This window comes from Sphingobium sp. (assembly GCF_036170395.1).
Classification (GTDB): Bacteria; Pseudomonadota; Alphaproteobacteria; order Sphingomonadales; family Sphingomonadaceae; genus Sphingobium.
In genome coordinates this window covers 1-18548 of record NZ_JAVHPD010000014.1, presented here as the reverse complement: position 1 = coordinate 18548, position 18548 = coordinate 1, and the positions used below count along the sequence as shown (strand labels likewise).

Annotated in this window: 15 protein-coding genes; 8 read left to right on the top strand and 7 right to left on the bottom strand. The window is 65.7% G+C overall.

All coding sequences use genetic code 11. The features are described 5' to 3' along the window. Positions 1-71: 71 nt before the first annotated feature. From V2B31_RS05560 to V2B31_RS05545, 4 genes are all read left to right on the top strand, one after another. Entirely contained in the window at positions 72-1565 is a 1494-nt protein-coding gene (locus V2B31_RS05560; protein WP_328276213.1) for an FAD-linked oxidase C-terminal domain-containing protein, read from the top strand. Next, a complete protein-coding gene (gene glcE, locus V2B31_RS05555) occupies positions 1565-2716 on the top strand; it encodes a glycolate oxidase subunit GlcE (protein ID WP_328276211.1) in 1152 nt (383 codons plus the stop codon). The genes V2B31_RS05560 and glcE overlap by 1 nt, the downstream gene beginning before the upstream one ends. After that, positions 2706-4013, top strand: a complete 1308-nt coding sequence (glcF, locus tag V2B31_RS05550) for a glycolate oxidase subunit GlcF (protein WP_328276209.1) — start codon at positions 2706-2708, stop codon at positions 4011-4013. Before glcE ends, glcF begins: the two co-directional genes overlap by 11 nt. Positions 4014-4125: 112 nt before the next feature. After that, a complete protein-coding gene (locus V2B31_RS05545; protein ID WP_328276207.1) occupies positions 4126-5184 on the top strand; it encodes an aromatic ring-hydroxylating dioxygenase subunit alpha in 1059 nt (352 codons plus the stop codon). A gap of 63 nt (positions 5185-5247) precedes the next feature. On the opposite strand, the gene V2B31_RS05540 is transcribed toward V2B31_RS05545, so the two are convergent. The 6 genes from V2B31_RS05540 to V2B31_RS05515 form a co-directional block, all read right to left on the bottom strand. Continuing rightward, entirely contained in the window at positions 5248-5931 is a 684-nt protein-coding gene (locus V2B31_RS05540; protein ID WP_328276205.1) for a DUF2490 domain-containing protein, read from the bottom strand. A gap of 92 nt (positions 5932-6023) precedes the next feature. After that, the gene (locus tag V2B31_RS05535; protein ID WP_328276203.1) at positions 6024-7661 is read right to left on the bottom strand and encodes an alpha-D-glucose phosphate-specific phosphoglucomutase; all 1638 of its coding nucleotides are present in this window, start codon (positions 7659-7661) and stop codon (positions 6024-6026) included. A 75-nt stretch (positions 7662-7736) separates the two neighbouring features. After that, positions 7737-8306, bottom strand: coding sequence for an aminoacyl-tRNA hydrolase (gene pth, locus V2B31_RS05530; RefSeq protein ID WP_328276201.1), 570 nt, complete (start codon positions 8304-8306; stop codon positions 7737-7739). A gap of 153 nt (positions 8307-8459) precedes the next feature. Continuing rightward, positions 8460-9074 (bottom strand): 50S ribosomal protein L25/general stress protein Ctc, encoded by a 615-nt coding sequence (locus tag V2B31_RS05525; RefSeq protein ID WP_328276199.1) that lies wholly within the window; start codon positions 9072-9074, stop codon positions 8460-8462. 216 nt (positions 9075-9290) lie between these two features. Next, positions 9291-10178 carry a TraB/GumN family protein gene (locus tag V2B31_RS05520; protein WP_328276197.1) on the bottom strand — a complete coding sequence of 296 codons (888 nt, stop codon included), beginning with the start codon at positions 10176-10178 and terminating at the stop codon, positions 9291-9293. A 4-nt stretch (positions 10179-10182) separates the two neighbouring features. Then, a complete protein-coding gene (locus V2B31_RS05515) occupies positions 10183-11076 on the bottom strand; it encodes a TraB/GumN family protein (RefSeq protein WP_328276195.1) in 894 nt (297 codons plus the stop codon). 132 nt (positions 11077-11208) lie between these two features. Between V2B31_RS05515 and V2B31_RS05510 the strand changes: the two genes are divergently transcribed. From V2B31_RS05510 to ppdK, 4 genes are all read left to right on the top strand, one after another. Further along, positions 11209-12081 (top strand): glycine--tRNA ligase subunit alpha, encoded by an 873-nt coding sequence (locus V2B31_RS05510; protein WP_328276192.1) that lies wholly within the window; start codon positions 11209-11211, stop codon positions 12079-12081. A gap of 110 nt (positions 12082-12191) precedes the next feature. Continuing rightward, complete coding sequence (locus V2B31_RS05505) at positions 12192-12548, top strand: endonuclease domain-containing protein (protein ID WP_328276190.1); 357 nt, start codon at positions 12192-12194, stop codon at positions 12546-12548. Continuing rightward, positions 12545-14977: a glycine--tRNA ligase subunit beta gene (gene glyS, locus V2B31_RS05500; protein WP_328276189.1), complete on the top strand. Its 2433-nt coding sequence runs from the start codon at positions 12545-12547 to the stop codon at positions 14975-14977. Before V2B31_RS05505 ends, glyS begins: the two co-directional genes overlap by 4 nt. Before the next feature lie 138 nt (positions 14978-15115). Next, positions 15116-17812: a pyruvate, phosphate dikinase gene (gene ppdK / locus V2B31_RS05495; protein WP_328276187.1), complete on the top strand. Its 2697-nt coding sequence runs from the start codon at positions 15116-15118 to the stop codon at positions 17810-17812. A gap of 48 nt (positions 17813-17860) precedes the next feature. Here ppdK and V2B31_RS05490 read toward each other — a convergent pair whose 3' ends face one another. After that, positions 17861-18355 carry a hypothetical protein gene (locus V2B31_RS05490; RefSeq protein ID WP_328276239.1) on the bottom strand — a complete coding sequence of 165 codons (495 nt, stop codon included), beginning with the start codon at positions 18353-18355 and terminating at the stop codon, positions 17861-17863. Between the last annotated feature and the right edge of the window lie 193 nt (positions 18356-18548).

Here is an 18548-nt window from a genome sequence, read left to right as displayed (position 1 = left end):
GTCGGGATATGGTTCCCCAGGGTCGATCGCACCCCGGTCAACGCCGGGGTGCGACAGTTTGAGGAGCATCCATGTCGTTGAAAATGCCGGCGCCTGACGAGGCGGTGCTCGCCCGCCGGGCGGAGATTGCGGCAGCGCTGCGCGCCATCGTACCGGGCGAGGGCGTCATTGACGACAGGGATGCGCTCCGGGTCTATGAAAGCGACGGCCTGACCGCCTATCGCCAGCCGCCGATGCTGGCGGTGCTGCCGGAGACGACGGCGCAGGTCTCCGCGATATTGCGCTGGTGCCATGAGAATGGCGTGAAGGTGGTGCCGCGCGGGGCCGGCACGTCTCTTTCGGGCGGTGCGTTGCCGCTGGCGGACGGCGTCTTGCTCGGTCTCGCCAAATTCAACCAGGTGCTGGAGGTGGATTATGACGCGCGGCTGGCGGTGGTGCAGCCCGGCGTCACCAATCTCGCGGTCACCCGCGCGGTCGAGGAGCGCGGCTTCTATTATGCGCCCGATCCATCGAGCCAGATCGCCTGCACCATCGGCGGCAATGTCGCCGAAAATTCGGGCGGCGTGCACTGCCTGAAATATGGCCTTACCACCAACAATGTCATGGGTGTTGAGATCGTGCTGATGGACGGCGAGATCGTTCGCCTGGGCGGCCGTTGCCTGGACGCGGCGGGGTTGGACCTGCTCGGCGTCTTCGTTGGCTCCGAAGGCCTGCTCGGCGTCGTCACGGAAGTCACGGTGCGCATCCTGCCGAAGCCGGAGACGGCGCGCGCGCTGCTGATCGGATTTGCCGATGTCGAGAGCGCGGGGCGCTGCGTCGCGGATGTGATCGCCGCCGGCATCATCCCGGCGGGCATGGAAATGATGGACCGGCCCGCCATCCACGCCGCCGAAGCCTTCGTGCAGGTCGGCTATCCGCTGGATGTCGAGGCGCTGCTGATCGTCGAGCTGGACGGCCCGGCGGCCGAGTGCGTGCATCTGATCGGCGAAGTCGCAGAAATCGCCGACCGCAACGGCGCGGTGATGTCGCGCACGTCGCGCGACGAGGCGGAGCGGCTGGCTTTCTGGGCGGGGCGCAAGGCGGCCTTTCCGGCGGTGGGCCGGCTCGCGCCGGACTATTATTGCATGGATGGCACGATTCCACGCCGCCGTCTGCCCGAAGTGCTGGAACGGATGGCGGCGCTATCCGAACGATACGGCCTGGGCGTCGCCAACGTCTTTCATGCCGGCGACGGCAATCTCCACCCGCTGATCCTCTATGATGCGAACAGGCCGGGCGAACTGGACCGCGCCGAGGCGTTCGGCAACGACATATTGCGCCTGTGCGTCGAGGTCGGCGGGGTGCTGACGGGCGAGCATGGCGTGGGCGTGGAGAAGCGCGACCTCATGCCCGAAATGTTCGGCGAGACCGATCTCGCCCAGCAGCAGCGGATCAAATGCGCCTTTGATCCCGATTTGCTGCTCAACCCCGGCAAGATGTTCCCCGTGCTGCACCGCTGCGCCGAACTGGGGCGGATGCATGTTCACAAGGGCGCTGTGCCCTTTCCCGAACTGCCGCGCTTCTGATGCGGCTGGCCCCCGTTTCGCCCGACGATCTGATTGCCGCCGTCATGGACGCGCGGCGCGACGGCGTGGCGCTGGAAATCGCGTCCGGTGGCAGCAAGCGGGCGATCGGCTTGCCCGACCGCGAAACGCGGATCATCGACATGGCGGCATTTGCCGGCATCGTGGCTTATGATCCGCCGGAACTGGTGCTGACGGTGCGGCCCGCCACCCGGCTGGCGGAGCTGGAGGCGATCCTGGCGGCAGAGGGGCAGATGCTGGCGTTCGATCCGTTCGATCATGGGCCATTGCTGGGCAAGGCGCCGGGCGCCGCGACGATCGGCGGCATTGTGGCGGCTGGAGTATCGGGTTCGCGGCGGCTTTCGGCGGGCGGCGCGCGCGATCATCTGCTCGGCTTTGCCGCCATATCGGGCCGGGGCGAGGCGTTCGTTGCCGGCGGGAAGGTGGTGAAGAACGTCACCGGCTATGACGTGTCGAAGCTGATGGCGGGATCCTGGGGGCGGCTCGCCATCCTGACCGAGCTGACGCTCAAGATTTTGCCAAGGCCGCGCCATGTCGAAACGCTGGCGCTGCGCGGCCTGAGCGAGGCGGCGGCGATGCGCGTCATGGCGCGGATGATGGGATCGCCAGCGGAGGTGGCGGCGGCGGCGCATCTGCCCGGCGTCGAGCCGCTGACGCTCCTGCGGCTTGAAGGATTTGAGCCCTCCGTCCTCGCCCGGATCGCCATGCTGCGAACATTGCTGGGTGAAGGCGACGTGCTGGACAGGGACGAAGCCGACGCATTGTGGCGCGACGTGCGCACCATGGCGCCTCTCGCCAGCGCGCCGGTGCTGTGGCGGATCAGCGTGCCGCCCGGCGCCGGCGCGGCGTGCGCGGCGCGGCTGCCCGGCGACAAAATCTATGACTGGGCCGGCGCGTTGGTCTGGCTGGGCGCGGACGTGGCGCTCGACCCGTCCGATGTCAGCCGCGCGGCGGAAGCGGCGGGCGGTCACGCCATGCTGGTGCGCGGCCCCCCAGCGCTGCGCCGCGCCGTGCCGGCGCTGCATCCGCAGCCGCCGGGCGTGGCGGCGCTCGCCGCGCGGGTGAAGGCGGCGTTCGATCCCGACATGATCCTCGATCCCCGCCGCTTCATGGACCCGTGCGATGCAGACTGAGTTCACCCCGGCCCAGCTGGCCGATCCTGCGACGGCCGGCGCGGCGCGGATCATCCGCAATTGCGTGCATTGCGGCTTCTGCACCGCCACCTGTCCGACCTACACGCTGCTGGGCGACGAGTTGGACAGCCCGCGCGGGCGCATCTACCTGATGAAGCAGATGCTGGAGACAGAGGCGACCCCGACGCCGGAGGTAGTCAAGCATATTGATCGCTGCCTGTCCTGCCTCTCCTGCATGACGACCTGCCCTTCGGGGGTGCATTACATGCATCTTGTCGATCATGCCCGCGCCTATATCGAGCAACGCTACCGCCGGCCGTTGGCGCAGCGGTTCATACGCGGGCTCCTTGCTGCCGTGCTCCCCTATCCGGGTCGGTTCCGCCTTGCGCTCGCTCTCGCGCCGCTCGCCCGACCGCTCGGCCCGCTGTTCGCGCGGGTGGCGGCGCTGCGGCCGCTGGCGGCCATGCTGACCCTCGCCCCGCGCGCTCTGTCCACGCGCGCGCGGGGCGAGGACTCGCGCGTCGCCGGCGCGCGGGGGCGGGTGGCGCTGATGCAGGGCTGTGCCGAACCCGTGCTCCGCCCGGAGATACGCGCGGCCACCGTCCGTCTGCTCAACCGCATGGGGCTCGATGTGCTGTTCGCGCCGGGCGAAGGCTGCTGTGGCGCGCTCGTCCACCATATGGGGCGCGAGGCGGCGGCGCTGGCGGCTGCGCGGCGCAATGTCGACGCCTGGACCCGCGCGATCGAGGCGGAAGGGATCATCGCGATCGTCATCACCGCGTCCGGGTGCGGCACGACGATCAAGGATTATGGGCATATGCTGGCGCATGATCCCGCTTACGCTGAAAAGGCGGCACGGGTGGCGGCGCTGGCGAAGGATGTGAGCGAGGTCATCGCGGACCAGGGGCTGCCGCTGGCCACGATCGCGGCGGGGATGCGCATTGCCTATCACGCCGCCTGCTCGCTCCAGCATGGGCAGAAAGCGGGCGGCAAGGCCGCCGACCTGCTTCGCGCCGCCGGCTTTGACGTGCACACCCCGGCGGAGGCGCATCTGTGCTGCGGATCGGCCGGCACCTACAACATCCTCCAGCCCGAGATTGCGGGCGAGCTTGGCGACCGCAAGGCCGCTCGCCTCGCCGCGCTGGATGCCGGCGCCGTCGCGACGGGCAATATCGGCTGCGCGACCCAGATCGGCGCGCGGCTGGCGACACCGGTGCTCCATGTCGCCGAACTGCTGGACTGGGCGACCGGCGGACCGAAACCGGCGGCTCTGGACCCGCAAAATCAGACGCGATGATAAAAAGCCGGACGCGGCGCGCTCGACAGGATCGGCGCGTGGGAGGATTATTTCGGCAATGGAAAAATGGACCGGCTCATGATGCGGGCCGGCAACGCATGAGGGTGATGAGATGCGCTTTCTTGAGAATCTCTGGTATGCGGCAGGCTGGGGCGCGGACGTCGGCCGCACGCCGCTGGCCCGCCGGATCATCGACCAGCCGGTCGTGCTCTACCGTAAGGAGGATGGCGGCCTTGTCGCTCTTGCCGACATGTGTCCGCACCGTTTTTCGCCGCTCAGCCTCGGCAAGGTCAAGGGCGACGATATCGAATGCCTCTATCATGGCCTGCGCTTCGATTGTTCGGGCAAGTGCGTCGGCAATCCGCACGGACCTGTCATCCCCGCCGGCGCGGTCGTGCGCCAATATCCGGTTGCGGAATATGACGGCCTGGTCTGGGTGTGGATGGGCGATGTCGCGCTGGCGGACGAAAGCCGCATAACCCGCTTCCCGATGCTGAACCGCCCCGACCACTTCACCTATACCAAGGGCCAGACGATGGAGATGCCGCTCAACTATGAGCTGCTGACCGACAATCTGATGGACCTGAGCCATGTCGCCTTCACCCATGCGGATTCGCTCGGCAGCGACGGTCTGGTCCCCGGCGAGATCGGCGTTCGGCACGAGGGCGACGCGATCTGGTCCGACCGCATCGGCCGCAACGGCTCAGCGCCCGCCTGCTTCTGGGCATCGCGCGCCTGCGCTGCAGAGGACCGGGTCGATTACTGGCTCGACATACGCTGGACCCCGCCGGCGAGCTTCTACCTTTATTGCGGCATCACCAAGCCGGGCGCCCCGCGCGAGGAAGGCAAGGAACTGTCGAGCGTCCAGATTCTAACCCCCGCCTCGGCCAACCAGACCTATTATTTCATCAAGCATTTCCGCGACTATGAACGCGAGGACGACGAGATGACGACAGTCATTGCCAAGGCCATCGTCGACGCCTTCGCCACCGAGGACGAACCGATGATCGCGCGCGTCAGCGAAAATATGGCGGGCCGCGATTTCTGGAAGATGAAGCCGGTCATCCTGCCATGCGACGGCGCCGCCGTGCGCGTGCGCCGGGTGCGCGAGCAGATGCTGCGCGAACAGGAACGGCGGACCGACGATCCCATCGCGGAAGCGGCGGAGTAGGCGGGCTGGGCGAGTGCGAACCCGCCGAGCGGGCGCGGTCACGACATTGCGCGCACGGGTCCGCTACATGCGGAAGAAGAGTGTGACCGACGTGACATGATTGACGCGCATGTTGCCGCCGCGCTGGTTCACGATCTGGTTGAGATAGCCGACCTCCAATGTCGAAGCGCCCGGCAGCCCGAGTTCCACGCCAGCGAAGCTGCGTAGCTGGTCGAACCCGGCCCGGGCGCCCCAATCGGTGTCGTTGAGCGCGGCGAACCCTTCCGCCCACACCAGCACATTGACGGCGTCGCTCCCCGCTCGCATGGGCTTTTCGTAGCGGATCATTTCCCGCAGCCGCCAGCCCATGTCATCGCCGTCAGACCGCCAGCGCTGCTCCAGCCGCGTGCGCGAGGAGAGTTCCCCGCCCCATGGCTTGCCCAGCGTCCAGCTGAGCTGCTGAAAACTGCGCTCTTCGTTGACGTCCCGACCACCCTCGATCGGCACAACAATATGACCAAATCCTTGGTAGAGCGTCAGGTCGGGCGAGAATTGCCAGCCCAAAGCGCCCCGGAACAGCGCCTGATCCACGCGCGACATCCCATCGCCGATTCGCGGCTGGACCTCCGCGAAATAGACGATCTCGTCCTTCACCGATCCCATCGCCGTCAGGTTGAGCCAGAATTGCTCATCCTCACTAGTCGCCGCGAGCGCCGGGGAGGCAAGCAGCATAAGGGCAGTCGGCAGCAGATGGAGAAGGCGCATCATCGTCCTAGCGGAGGAGGGAAGGGTGCCCGCTCTAGCCGTTCCGCGTGTCCCGCTTGTTGCTGCGCTGTGACGTTGCCTGAACCGTCCTGCCTTCAGGTTATGACGCTGGGCCGATCCATGCCGGTAAAGCCCCTGATGTCCGCCAGATCCTGCGCCGCCGCGATCAACGGGGAGAGGGCATCGGCGGTTTCCATGCCAAGGTCGCCGTCCGGCCCGACATAGCGTTCGATATAGACGCGCAGCGTCGCGCCTTCGGTGCCGGTGCCCGACAGGCGGAACACGACCCGCGATCCGTCCTCGAACAGGATGCGCACGCCCTGGTTGCGGCTCACCGACTGGTCGGTGGGATCGGTGTAGGCGAAATCATCCGCCGCGGCGATCGTCCGCCCATTGGTGCTGATCCCCGCCAGCGTTCCCAGCTTGTCACGCAGCGCCGCCATCAGCGCGTCGGCCTTGTCCTTGGCAATCGCCTCATAATCGTGCCGGGCATAATAATTCCGCCCATAGGTCGCCCAATGGTCCGCCATGATCGCCGCGACGCTCTGCTTGCGAACGGCAAGGATGTTGAGCCACAGCAGCACCGCCCAGATGCCGTCCTTCTCGCGCACATGGTCGGAGCCGGTGCCCGCGCTCTCCTCGCCGCAGATGGTGGCCATGCCGGCGTCGAGCAGGTTGCCGAAATATTTCCACCCGGTCGGCGTTTCGTAGAGCGGAACGCCGAGCTTCTCCGCCACCCTATCCGCCGCGCCGCTGGTCGGCATCGACCGGGCAATCCCTTTCAGGCCCGCCGCATAGCCCGGCGCCAGATGCGCGTTGGCCGCCAGCACGGCCAGCGAGTCCGACGGCGTCACATAGGCGTGCCGCCCGATGATCAGGTTGCGGTCGCCGTCGCCGTCCGACGCCGCGCCGAAATCGGGTGCGTCATCCGCCATCATCCGCTCGTAGAGCGCCTTGGCATGGACGAGGTTAGGATCGGGATGATGATGGCCGAAGTCGGGCAGGGGAGTCGCGTTCATCACCGTGCCCTTGGGGGCGCCCAATCGCTTCTCGAAAATCTCGACCGCATAGGGGCCGGTCACCGCGCTCATCGAATCGAAGGCGAGGGTGAAGCCGCCCGCGATCATCACCCGGATCGCGTCGAAATCGAACAATCGCTCCATCAGGTCGGCATAGAGTGCGACCGGATCAACGACTTCCACGATCATGTCGCCTAGCCGTGTCGATCCGACCGTGTCGATATCGACATCGGCGGCATCGAGGATGCGATAGCTGTCGATGGCGAGCGTTCGCCCATGGATGGCGTCGGTCACCTTCTCGGGCGCGGGGCCGCCATTGCCGATATTATATTTGATGCCGAAATCCTCGTCCGGCCCGCCCGGATTGTGGCTGGCCGATAGCACCAGCCCGCCGAACGCGCCGGCCGACAGGATGAGGTGCGACGCCGCAGGCGTCGACAATATCCCGCCCTTGCCCACCAGCACCCGGCCAAAGCCGTTGGCCGCCGCCATCTTGAGCGCGATCTGGATGACGTCTCGATTGAGGTAGCGCCCGTCGCCGCCCAGCACCAGGGTCTGGCCCGCAATCCCCTCCAGGCTGTCGAACACCGACTGGATGAAATTTTCGGCATAATGGGGCTGCTGGAACACCCGCACTTTCTTGCGCAGGCCGGATGTGCCGGGCTTCTGGTCGTTGAAGGGCTGGGTCGCGATGGTCTGGACGGGCACGATCATCTCCAAAGGCAAGGCCGTCCTTATGGTCGGCGTGCTGCCAATGCACAATCGGGCGGTGGCGTTCCGGGCAACCGGTCAGTCCGCCAGGCGCAGCGCGACCTCGTTCATGAAACGCGCGTCGTCATTCTTCGCCAGCCATTCCGCCTCCGCGCCGATCGCGGCGAGCATGTCGGTCAGCGCGTCCAGCTCGCTCTTGGCATAATTGCCCAGCACATAGCCATGGACCTTGTCCTTGTGTCCCGGATGGCCGATGCCGATCCGCACGCGGCGGAAATCCGGGCCGATATGCGCATCGGTCGATCGAAGGCCATTATGCCCCGCATTGCCGCCGCCTCGCTTCACCTTGACCTTCATCGGCGCAAGGTCGAGTTCGTCGTGAAAGACGGTCACGTCCTGCGGCGTGAGCTTATAGAAGCGCATCGCCTCGCCGACCGAGCGACCGCTTTCGTTCATGAAAGTAGCGGGTTTCAGCAGGATGATCTTTTCCGGCCCGATCCGCCCTTCCTGGGTCCAGCCCTGGAACTGCTTTTTCGGCGGCGAGAAGCGATGCATATCCGCGATCAGATCGGCGGCCATGAAGCCGACATTATGCCGGTGCATCGCATATTGCGCGCCCGGATTGCCGAGCCCGGCCCAGATCTGCATATTTTCTCCCCAAAATACCAGACCCCGTTCGCCCTGAGCGAAGTCGAAGGGCTCGCCTGAGCGAAGCGAAGGCTGAACTTCGCGTTGCTCAGTAGAGGGCTTCGACTTCGCTCAGCCCGAACGGGGCCTGAAACATCGTCTGGGCGAAAAGGCTTATTCGCCCTCGGCCGGCGCCTCGCCACCCTCTGCCGCAGCAGGTGCGACGAGCGGCGGAACGATCGTCGCGATGGTGAAGTCGCGGTCGTCGATCGCGGTCTTCGCGCCCTTGGGCAGGGTCACGGCGCTGATGTGGATCGAATCGCCGACCTCGAAGCCGGTCAGATCGACCACGACGTCCTCCGGGATTTCGGCCGCATCGACGATCAGCTCGACGTCATGCCGCACGACGTTCAACACGCCGCCCTTCTTGAGGCCCGGCGATGCGTCTTCATTCTCGAAGCGCACCGGCACCGCGACGGTGACGGTGGCATGTTCGGAAACGCGCAGGAAATCGGCGTGCAGCGGACGGTCGGAGACGGGGTGGAACGCCACGTCCTTGGCGAGCGTGCGGACGGACTTGCCGCCGACTTCGACCATGATGACCGAGTTGAAGAAATGGCCGGTGCCCAGCAGCTTGTTGAGGAGCTTTTCCTCGACATGGATGGACTGCGGGTCTTGATTATTGCCATAAATGACGGCGGGAACGCGGCCCTCGCGGCGGAGAGCGCGGGAGGCTCCCTTGCCTGCCCGATCGCGTGCCTCGGCCGACAGCGTAAGCTGCTCGCTCATTGCGTGTCTCCAAAAGCTAATTGATGTACCTTCCCGCCACGCCTCCAGGGATGACCATCGCGGGAAGGCGGCCCTTTAGCAGGAAATGGCGCAAAGGCAAGGGGCGGTATGGTCGCATCTGAGCCGTCTGACCTTCGGAAACCCCATCTACATCCATTCGTGCTGAGCCTGTCGAAGCACGCGCGCCCTTCGACAGGCTCAGGGCGAACGGAAGAATCATTGAAGCCGCGTGACTGTAAAGCCCTTCGCCTCCAGCAGTTCGATGAGGTTCTCGCGCCCGGTCAGATGCCCCGCCCCCACCGCGATGAACGGCTTGCCCGCCAGCGCCTCGATCGCCTTCACCCAGTCGCGGTTGCGCGCGACCAGTATGGCTTCCTCGACCATCGGATCAGGCTGCTCGCCAATCTCGTCCTCCTTGGCGATCGCGTCCATGTCGCCCTTGAGCCAGGCTTTCAGGATACGATCGTAGAGCGCCTTCATCCCCTTGGCCTCATGCACCGTCTGCACCAGCAACCGCGCCTGCGCGGCTTCGGGCAGCGTGTCGAAAGCGCCGAACTGCCGCTCCACCGTCTCCAGCCCGCCGATCGGCTTGCCCGCCTTTTTGAAGGCGGCGATTAGCACCGGCTCCACGCCATCATCCTGACTGACGCCCAGCCCCTGCTGGCTCGCGGCCGACAGCAGCATCGCCGCCGCCCAGCTTTCATAGCCGGACAGCAGCTGCGAACTGGTGCCGCCATCGTCGATCGCCTTTACAAGCGCCGCCTGCTCCTCCTCGGGCACCCGCTTTTCGAGCGGCGGAAGGCCGGGGCTGCGGCCCATCTTCTCGAACAGGGCCAGCGTCTTCTGCTCGTCCTGAAGGTCCGCCGCCTCCAGCACCAGCCGGTCCGCCTGCCCCATCGCCTCGCGGATTGCCGGCGTGTCCCAGGCAACGCCCCTGGGCAGCACATGGATGGTGCCGAACAGCCACCCCTTCATGTCGCCGCGCTGCACCTGCCAGAGCGCGGGGCCGCTCTGCGCTGCGGGCTTGGGCGCGGGGTCGGAACCGCAGGCGGCGACCAGCGCGAGCGACAAAACCGCCAGCAGGCGGAGGATCATGCGTGTCATGCGCTCACTCCTTCACCCGCTTCGCCTTGACGCCCAGCGCCTTCAACTGATCCTGCACGCTGCCGTTGCCCGCCAGATGCCCTGCGCCGACGGCTACAAAGACCGTTCCCGGCCGATCGAGCCGCGCCTTGATCCACTTCGCCCAATTAGCGTTGCGCCCGATCAGCAGCACCTGCGCCAGTTCGGGCGTCGCCTCCAGCGACTCGTTCATCGATTGCGCCAGCTTGTCGGGCTGACCCGCCTGCCAATAGGTGAGGAGGTCGCCAAACTCCTTCTCCATCTCGGGCAGGCCGTCGACCGTAGCGGTCAGGAACTTGACCTGCTGCGGCATCGGCAGGCCCGCAAAGAAGCCGATCTGCTGCTCCACCGTCTCCAGCGCTTCGACCGTCTTGCCCGCGTCCTGTGCCGCCTTGCGCAAGATCTTCTCCGCGCCGAGCTGGTTCTGATAGCCCAGTCTCTCTAGCGGCGCGACCGACAAAGTGATGCCCGCCATCCACGGATTGAACATCTCGAACGTCTGCCACGGCAGGCCATTGGCCGTCATCGCCGCCTGATAGGGCGCGCGCGCGTCTTCCGGGAGCCGGTCGCTGAGCTTTACCCCGTCGCTCGCCAGCGCCAGCCGGCCGATCGTCGCGCCCAGCGCATTGGGATCATCCGGTTCGATGATCTCCAGCACCAATTCGTCCGACCCGTCGAACGCGGCCTTCACCGACCCGCGAAACCAGTCGATCCCCGGCTTCATCACATGCACCGTGCCGAAGAGGTAGATGCGCGTATCAGCGTCCTTCACCAGCCAGAGGGCAGGGGTGGGGGCAGCGGGCGTCTTCGCCTCCGCCATGCCGCCGATCAGCAGCAGGGCGGCGGCGCACAGGCGGAGCATGGCGGCGAGCTTGGTCATGCGCCTTCCATGGGCAGCGCGCAGCCGAAGGGCAAGCCGCTTAACCCTGTTTTGGGTGGCCGCCGCCCTTGACCGCCCCCAACTCCTGCGCCAAGGCGCGAGGCCAGGTTTCGAGTGAAAAGGGCATAGTTGGTGGCCGAAGGCAAAGCGCTTTCCTTCCAGGATCTGATCCTGACCCTGCACGCTTATTGGGGGAAGCAGGGCTGCGTCATCCTCCAGCCCTATGACATGGAAGTGGGCGCTGGCACCTTCCACCCCGCCACTACGCTCCGCGCGCTCGGCCCCGACGCCTGGAACGCCGCCTATGTCCAGCCCAGCCGCCGGCCCACCGACGGACGCTATGGCGAAAACCCGAACCGGCTCCAGCATTATTACCAGTATCAGGTCATCATGAAGCCATCGCCGGCGAACCTCCAGGATCTGTATCTGGGCTCGCTGGTCGAGATCGGCATCGACCCGCTGGTGCATGACATCCGCTTCGTCGAGGATGATTGGGAAAGCCCGACGCTGGGCGCCTGGGGCCTAGGCTGGGAAGTCTGGTGCGACGGCATGGAAGTCACGCAATTCACCTATTTCCAGCAGATGGGCGGCTTCGATTGCAAGCCGGTCGCAGGCGAGCTGACCTACGGCCTTGAGCGCCTCGCCATGTACATCCAGGGCGTGGATCGCGTTTACGACCTCAAGTTCAACGACGCCGGCGTGACCTATGGCGACGTGTTCCTCGAAAACGAAAAGCAGATGTCGAAATGGAATTTCGAGGTCGCCGACACCGAAAAACTGTTCCGCTGGTTCAAGGATTGCCGCGCCGAATATGACCAGTGCATCGAAGCCGGCGTGCCCCTTGCCGCCTTCGAGCAGGCGATCAAGGCGTCGCACACCTTCAACCTTTTGCAGGCGCGCGGCGTCATCTCCGTGCAGGAACGCGCCAGCTATATGGGCCAGGTCCGCGACATGGCGAAGGGCAGCTGCGAAGCATGGATGCAAAGCAACGGATGGGCGGCGTGACTCCTCCCCGGAACGGGGAGGGGGACCGCGCGGCGCAGCCGCGTGGGGGAGGGGGTGCGCCTCCCACGCAACGCCCGCTAGTATATACTGCCCGAAAGCTGCGTAAGGACATGAGCCTGCCCGAAGTGCTGCTTTGGCAACGCTTGCGTGGGCAGGCGACCGGCCTCAAATTTCGCCGGCAACATCCGATCGGCAGCTACATCGCAGACTTTTATTGCAGCAGCCTGAAGCTGGTGATCGAGGTTGACGGCGAAATTCATGACCGGGGCGATCAACCGCGGCGCGACGCTCGTCGAGATGCGTATATGAAAGAGAATGGATATCAGGTGGTGAGAATTTTGGCCTCCGACATTCTGAAGGACGCAGAGAAGGCCGCTGCACAGATCGCATCGCTGGTGGCCAGCCCCCTCCACCACCGGCCTGCGGCCGGCGGTCCCCCTCCCCGTGCCGGGGAGGATTGCCAATGACCGACTTCCTCCTCGAACTGCGCTGTGAGGAAATCCCGGCGCGGATGCAGCTCAAGGCGTCCGACGGTCTCGCCCGGCTCTTCACCGAGGAACTGGCCAAGGCCGGCCTCAAGCCGCACGCCATCGACAGCTACGTCACCCCCCGCCGCCTCGCCCTGATCGCGCGCGGCTTGCCGCTCGAAACCGCCGCCGTCAGCGAAGAATTTAAAGGCCCGCGCACTTCCGCGCCCGATCAGGCGCTCGACGGCTTCCTGCGCAAGACCGGGCTGATCCAGGACCAGCTTCAGGACCGCGATGGCGTCTGGTTCGCCGTTGTCGAAAAGCCCGGCCGCGCCACCCGCGACGTGCTGGCCGAAGCCATCCCGACGGTCATCCGCGCCTTCCCCTGGCCCAAATCAATGCGCTGGGGCGCGGCTTCGCAGACCACCGAAAGCCTGCGCTGGGTCCGCCCGTTGCAAGGCATCGTCGCGATCCTCGGCGAAGATCTGGTCGACATCGAGATCGAGGGGCTGCGCAGCGGCTACGCGACGCTGGGCCACCGCTTCCATCATCCGGGCGAAATCACCATCGGCGGCGCGCATGATTATGTCCAAAAGCTGCGCGCCTGCCATGTGATCGTCTCCCATCAGGAGCGGCAGGCGATCATCGAGGCCAAGGCCGCCGAAGCAGCAGCCGCGCACGGCTACACGGTCATCGAGGACAAGGGCCTCGTCGCGGAAAATGCGGGCCTCACCGAATGGCCGGTGCCGCTGCTCGGCGATTTCGACCCGGCCTTTCTGGAGGTGCCGCCCGAAGTCATCCAGCTGACGCTCCGCATCAACCAGAAATATTTCGTGCTCAAGGACGCTGCGGGGAAACTCGCTCCTGCCTTCATCTGCACCGCCAATATCGAGGCGAAGGATGGCGGCGCGGCGATCATCGCTGGCAACCGCAAAGTGCTCGCCGCCCGTCTCTCCGACGCCCGCTTCTTCTGGGAGCAGGACAAGAAAACGCGGCTGGAGGATCACGCCAGGAAACTGGAGCGCATCACCTTCCACGAAAAGCTCGGCACCGTCGCCGACAAGGTGGACCGCGTTGCAAAGCTCGCAAGATGGCTGGTGGAGGAGGGGATCGTCACCTCCAACACAACCGTCACCCCAGCGAACGCTGGGGTCTCAGGCGGCAGCGCGCCAACGCCTGAGATGCCAGCCTACGCTGGCATGACGAAAGAGGAACTCGCCACCCTCGCCGAGCAGGCCGCCCGCCTGTGCAAGGCCGACCTCGTCACCGAAATGGTCGGCGAGTTCCCCGAGCTTCAGGGCGTCATGGGCGGCTACTACGCCCGCGCCGAAGTGGATGAGAATGGCCTGCGGCGCTGGCCCAACGCCGTAGCCGACGCCATCCGCGACCATTACAAGCCGGTCGGGCAGGGGGATGATGTGCCCACCGCGCCGGTGACGGTGGCGGTGAGCCTGGCGGATAAGCTGGATACGATTGCCGGCTTTTTCTCAGAAGGTGAGAAACCTACCGGGTCCAAGGATCCATTTGCGCTTCGCCGAGCGGCAATTGGCGTTCTAGCCCTAATCGAGTTGAACGGACTACGCCTCAGGCTTCGTGATGCGTTCGTGGAAGCCACGTTCTGGCAACCGTTTGGACGTCAGGTAAATCCGACAATATTAGCAAATCAAACCTTCGCGCAGTTATCTCGATTTATCGGGATGGGTAAGGATGTCGCCTCTGCCTTTTACAAGCAAATACGTGACCAAGCTGATGATCGAGCCGCCGAGAAGGCGAAAGCGGACACCGAAAAGCTATATACCATCGCTGAAGATGCGATGCTATTCTTCGCCGACCGCCTCAAGGTCCAGCAGCGCGAGGCCGGCGTCCGCCACGACCTGATCGACGCGGTGTTCGCGCTGGGCGGCGAGGACGACCTCGTCCGCCTGCTTTCCCGCGTCCATGCCCTCCAGTCCTTCGTCGCGACCGACGACGGCGCGAACCTGCTCGCCGGCTACAAGCGCGCCGCGAACATCCTCAAGAAGGATGCGCCAGACCTTTCCCCCGTTCGCCCTGAGCCTGTCGAAGGGCAGGACCGAGCGGAGCCGAGGCCATCCGACGGTACGGGCTTCGCTGACGCTCAGCCGGGTGCTTCGACTTCGCTCAGCACGAACGGTTTGGATATGCTCCCCTACACCCCCGAACCCGCCGAAGCCGCGCTGATCGCCGCGCTTGACGCCGCCGAACCGCGCGCGCGGCAGGCCGTGGCCGACGAGCGGTTCGAGGACGCGATGGCCGCGCTCGCCACGCTCCGCGCCCCGATCGACGCCTTCTTCGACAGCGTCACCGTCAACGATCCCGATCCCGCCAGACGCGCGAGTCGCCTGGCGCTGCTGGCGCGGGTGCGCGATGCCGTGCATCAGGTCGCCGACTTCTCGAAAATTGCGGGTTGAGGACATAAGATGTCCAGGCCGGCCCCATTCTCAAACGGCCATGCAGGAAACGTCTATCGCGGCGCGCCTTGACGCGCTATTGCGGGTAAATTGTTGCAACGCACAAAATCGGCAATCAGTGCAGGGAGAGCCGGACATATGGTGAAGACGGAAGAGGCCCCGATGAGCAGCACGACCCGCTATGTCTATCGTTTCGGCGGCGGCGTGAATGACGGGGGCAAGGGCGACAAGAACCTCCTGGGCGGCAAGGGCGCCAATCTCGACGGCATGGCCGCAATCGGCCTGCCGGTGCCGCCCGGCTTCACCATCACCACCGAAATGTGCACCCGCTATTATCAGGACGGCGGCACCTATCCTGACAGCCTGAAGGCGGAAGTCGCAAGCGGCATCGCCCATATCGAAAGCGTCACAGGGAAGCGCTTCGGCGATGCTGCCGACCCGCTGCTGGTCTCGGTCCGTTCGGGCGCGCGCATCTCTATGCCCGGCATGATGGATACCGTCCTCAACCTCGGCCTCAACGACGACACGGTCGAGGGGCTGGCCGCCGCCTCGGGCGACGAGCGTTTCGCCTGGGACAGCTATCGCCGCTTCATCCAGATGTATTCGGACGTGGTGCTGGAACTCGATCATGGCGCGTTCGAGGAAGCGCTGGAGATCGCCAAGGAAGATCAGGGCTACACGCTGGACACCGAGATGACCGCCGACGACTGGAAGGCGCTGGTGGCCGAATATAAGAGCCTGGTCCAGAAGCTCTGGAACAAGCCCTTCCCGCAGGACGTGCATGACCAGCTCTGGGGCGCGATCAGCGCCGTGTTCGGATCGTGGCAGGCCGACCGCGCCAAAGTCTATCGCCGCTTGAATTCCATCCCCGGCGACTGGGGCACGGCGGTCAACGTCCAGGCGATGGTGTTCGGCAATATGGGCAATACGTCCGCCACCGGCGTCGCCTTCACGCGCGATCCCGCGACCGGCGAAAATGCCTATTATGGCGAATATCTCATCAACGCGCAGGGCGAGGACGTGGTCGCCGGCATCCGCACGCCGCAATATCTGACGAAAGCCGCTCGGACAAGGGCAGGGGCCAAGCCCTTGTCGATGGAAGAGGCAATGCCGGACACCTATGCCGAGCTGGCGCGGGTGTTCCAGATCCTCGAAACCCATTATCGCGACATGCAGGACATCGAGTTCACGGTGCAGCAGGGCAAGCTCTGGATGCTCCAGACGCGCTCGGGCAAGCGCACCGCCAAGGCCGCGCTCAAGATCGCGGTCGATATGGCGCATGAGGGGCTGATTTCCGAAGAGGAAGCCGTCGCCCGTGTCGATCCCGCCGCGCTCGACCAGCTTCTGCATCCGACGCTCGATCCCAGCGCCCCGCGCGACGTGCTGACCAAGGGCCTGCCCGCCTCGCCGGGCGCGGCGTCCGGCGCGATCGTGTTCGACGCCGACACGGCCGAGCGCCGCAACGAACTGGGCGACGCCGTCATCCTCGTCCGTGTCGAAACCAGCCCGGAAGACATTCACGGGATGCACGCGGCCAAGGGCATCCTCACCGCGCGCGGCGGCATGACCAGCCACGCCGCCGTGGTCGCGCGCGGCATGGGCCGCCCCTGCGTCTCGGGCGCGGGCAGCCTCTCGATCGACAATGCCAACCGCATTCTCCGCATCGGCTCGCGCGAACTGCGCGAGGGCGACATCCTCACCATCGACGGCGCGACCGGCGAAGTCATGGCGGGCGAGGTGCCGACGGTGCAGCCGGAACTCGCCGGCGATTTCGGCACGCTGATGGAATGGGCCGACAAGGTCCGCCGCCTCAAGGTGCGCGCCAACGCGGAAACGCCGCAGGACTGCAAGGTCGCGCGGGAGTTCGGCGCGGAGGGCGTGGGCCTCTGCCGCACCGAACATATGTTCTTCGACGCTGCGCGCATCACCGCTGTGCGCGAGATGATCCTGGCCGACAGCGAAAAGGGCCGCCGCGTCGCGCTCGACAAGCTGCTGCCCGAGCAGCGCGACGATTTCGCGCAGATTTTCATGGTGATGGCGGGCCTGCCCGTCACCATCCGCCTGCTCGACCCGCCGCTACACGAATTTCTGCCCCATGGCGAAGCGGAGTTCGAGGAAGTGGCGAAGGCCGCCGGCGTCGGCGTCGAAGCGCTCAAGCGCCGCGCCGCCGAACTGCACGAGTTCAATCCCATGCTCGGCCATCGCGGTTGTCGCCTGGGCGTCACCTATCCCGAAATCTACGAGATGCAGGCCCGCGCCATCTTCGAGGCGGCGCTGATCGTCAAGGCGCGGTCGGGTGACGCGCCCATCCCCGAAATCATGATCCCGCTCGTCGCCACCCGCAGGGAGCTGGAGCTGATGAAGGCGATCGTCGATGAGGTCGCAAGGCAAGTATTCGCCGAACAGGGCGCGTCCGTCGACTATCTCGTCGGCACGATGATCGAACTGCCCCGCGCCGCCCTCAAGGCCGGTGAAATCGCGGAAGTCGGCGAATTCTTCTCCTTCGGCACCAATGACCTCACGCAGACCACCATCGGCATCAGCCGTGACGATGCCGGCCGTTTCCTGACGCAATATGTGGACAAGGGCATCTTCGCCCGCGATCCCTTCGTCAGCATCGATGTGGAGGGCGTGGGCCAGTTGATCGAACTGGCGGCCGAGCGCGGGCGTGCGACCCGCGCGGGCATCAAGCTCGGCATCTGCGGCGAACATGGCGGCGACCCGGCGTCGATCGCCTTCTGCGAGAAGACCGGCCTCGATTATGTCTCGGCCTCCCCCTACCGCGTACCGATCGCCCGACTGGCGGCGGCCCAGGCGGCGCTCGCCAACAAATGATTTGAAAAGGGCGGGGAAATCCCGCCCTTTTGTTGGTCTAGATGCAGCTCAATGCGCGCCGGTCAGACGGCTGAGCAGCCCTGGCTTCGCCTCGCCGCGCTCCAGCGCCAGCGCCTGTCCCCGCCAGTCGTTGCGCGTGATCGTGCCGGGCGTCAGGCCTAGCCGCGCCTCCAGCGTCGCTTCCTGCTCGGCATTCAGCGCCGCGATCTGCCCATAGCGGTGATAGCCCGCTTCGTTGAGCGCCACCTCCTCGCGCTGGCTGATCCCGCTGATGCGGCTCAGGTCATCGCGGCCCCGCACCGCGCCGCCGACTGCCGTCGCCGTGCCCGCGCCGATCGGCGCGCTGTGCCGCTCCAGCTCCACGATCCGCTTGTTCGCCGCCTCCAGCCGCGTGTCCCGATCCTTGATCGCCGTGCGATGCGCGATCTTCTCCTCCTGCCACAGCCGCTTGAACTTGCCGCGCCCGCTTATCATCAGGCCGAAAATCAGGCCGATGACCAGAGCGATCGCCAGCAGGGCGAGGTCGTTCATCGTGAAGCTCATCATGGCACTCTCCTTCGCCGCCACGAACGAGGAACGAGGCCAAAGGTTGCGGACTGCCCCTTGGGGCGCATATGGGTCGCACAAGTGCAAAAAAGGGGCTTGCCCAATCGGGCGCGCGCTTCTATCTGCGGCGCTCCAAACGCACCCGTAGCTCAGCTGGATAGAGCATCAGACTACGAATCTGAGGGTCGGA

Bases quoted from the DNA above. Each gene is read 5' to 3' on its own strand.
- V2B31_RS05560 (WP_328276213.1), top strand. From the start codon at position 72: ATGTCGTTGAAAATGCCGGCGCCTGACGAGGCGGTGCTCGCCCGCCGG.
- glcE (WP_328276211.1), top strand. From the start codon at position 1,565: ATGCGGCTGGCCCCCGTTTCGCCCGACGATCTGATTGCCGCCGTCATG.
- glcF (WP_328276209.1), top strand. From the start codon at position 2,706: ATGCAGACTGAGTTCACCCCGGCCCAGCTGGCCGATCCTGCGACGGCC.
- V2B31_RS05545 (WP_328276207.1), top strand. From the start codon at position 4,126: ATGCGCTTTCTTGAGAATCTCTGGTATGCGGCAGGCTGGGGCGCGGAC.
- V2B31_RS05540 (WP_328276205.1), bottom strand. From the start codon at position 5,931: ATGATGCGCCTTCTCCATCTGCTGCCGACTGCCCTTATGCTGCTTGCC.
- V2B31_RS05535 (WP_328276203.1), bottom strand. From the start codon at position 7,661: ATGATCGTGCCCGTCCAGACCATCGCGACCCAGCCCTTCAACGACCAG.
- pth (WP_328276201.1), bottom strand. From the start codon at position 8,306: ATGCAGATCTGGGCCGGGCTCGGCAATCCGGGCGCGCAATATGCGATG.
- V2B31_RS05525 (WP_328276199.1), bottom strand. From the start codon at position 9,074: ATGAGCGAGCAGCTTACGCTGTCGGCCGAGGCACGCGATCGGGCAGGC.
- V2B31_RS05520 (WP_328276197.1), bottom strand. From the start codon at position 10,178: ATGACACGCATGATCCTCCGCCTGCTGGCGGTTTTGTCGCTCGCGCTG.
- V2B31_RS05515 (WP_328276195.1), bottom strand. From the start codon at position 11,076: ATGACCAAGCTCGCCGCCATGCTCCGCCTGTGCGCCGCCGCCCTGCTG.
- V2B31_RS05505 (WP_328276190.1), top strand. From the start codon at position 12,192: ATGAGCCTGCCCGAAGTGCTGCTTTGGCAACGCTTGCGTGGGCAGGCG.
- glyS (WP_328276189.1), top strand. From the start codon at position 12,545: ATGACCGACTTCCTCCTCGAACTGCGCTGTGAGGAAATCCCGGCGCGG.
- ppdK (WP_328276187.1), top strand. From the start codon at position 15,116: ATGGTGAAGACGGAAGAGGCCCCGATGAGCAGCACGACCCGCTATGTC.
- V2B31_RS05490 (WP_328276239.1), bottom strand. From the start codon at position 18,355: ATGAGCTTCACGATGAACGACCTCGCCCTGCTGGCGATCGCTCTGGTC.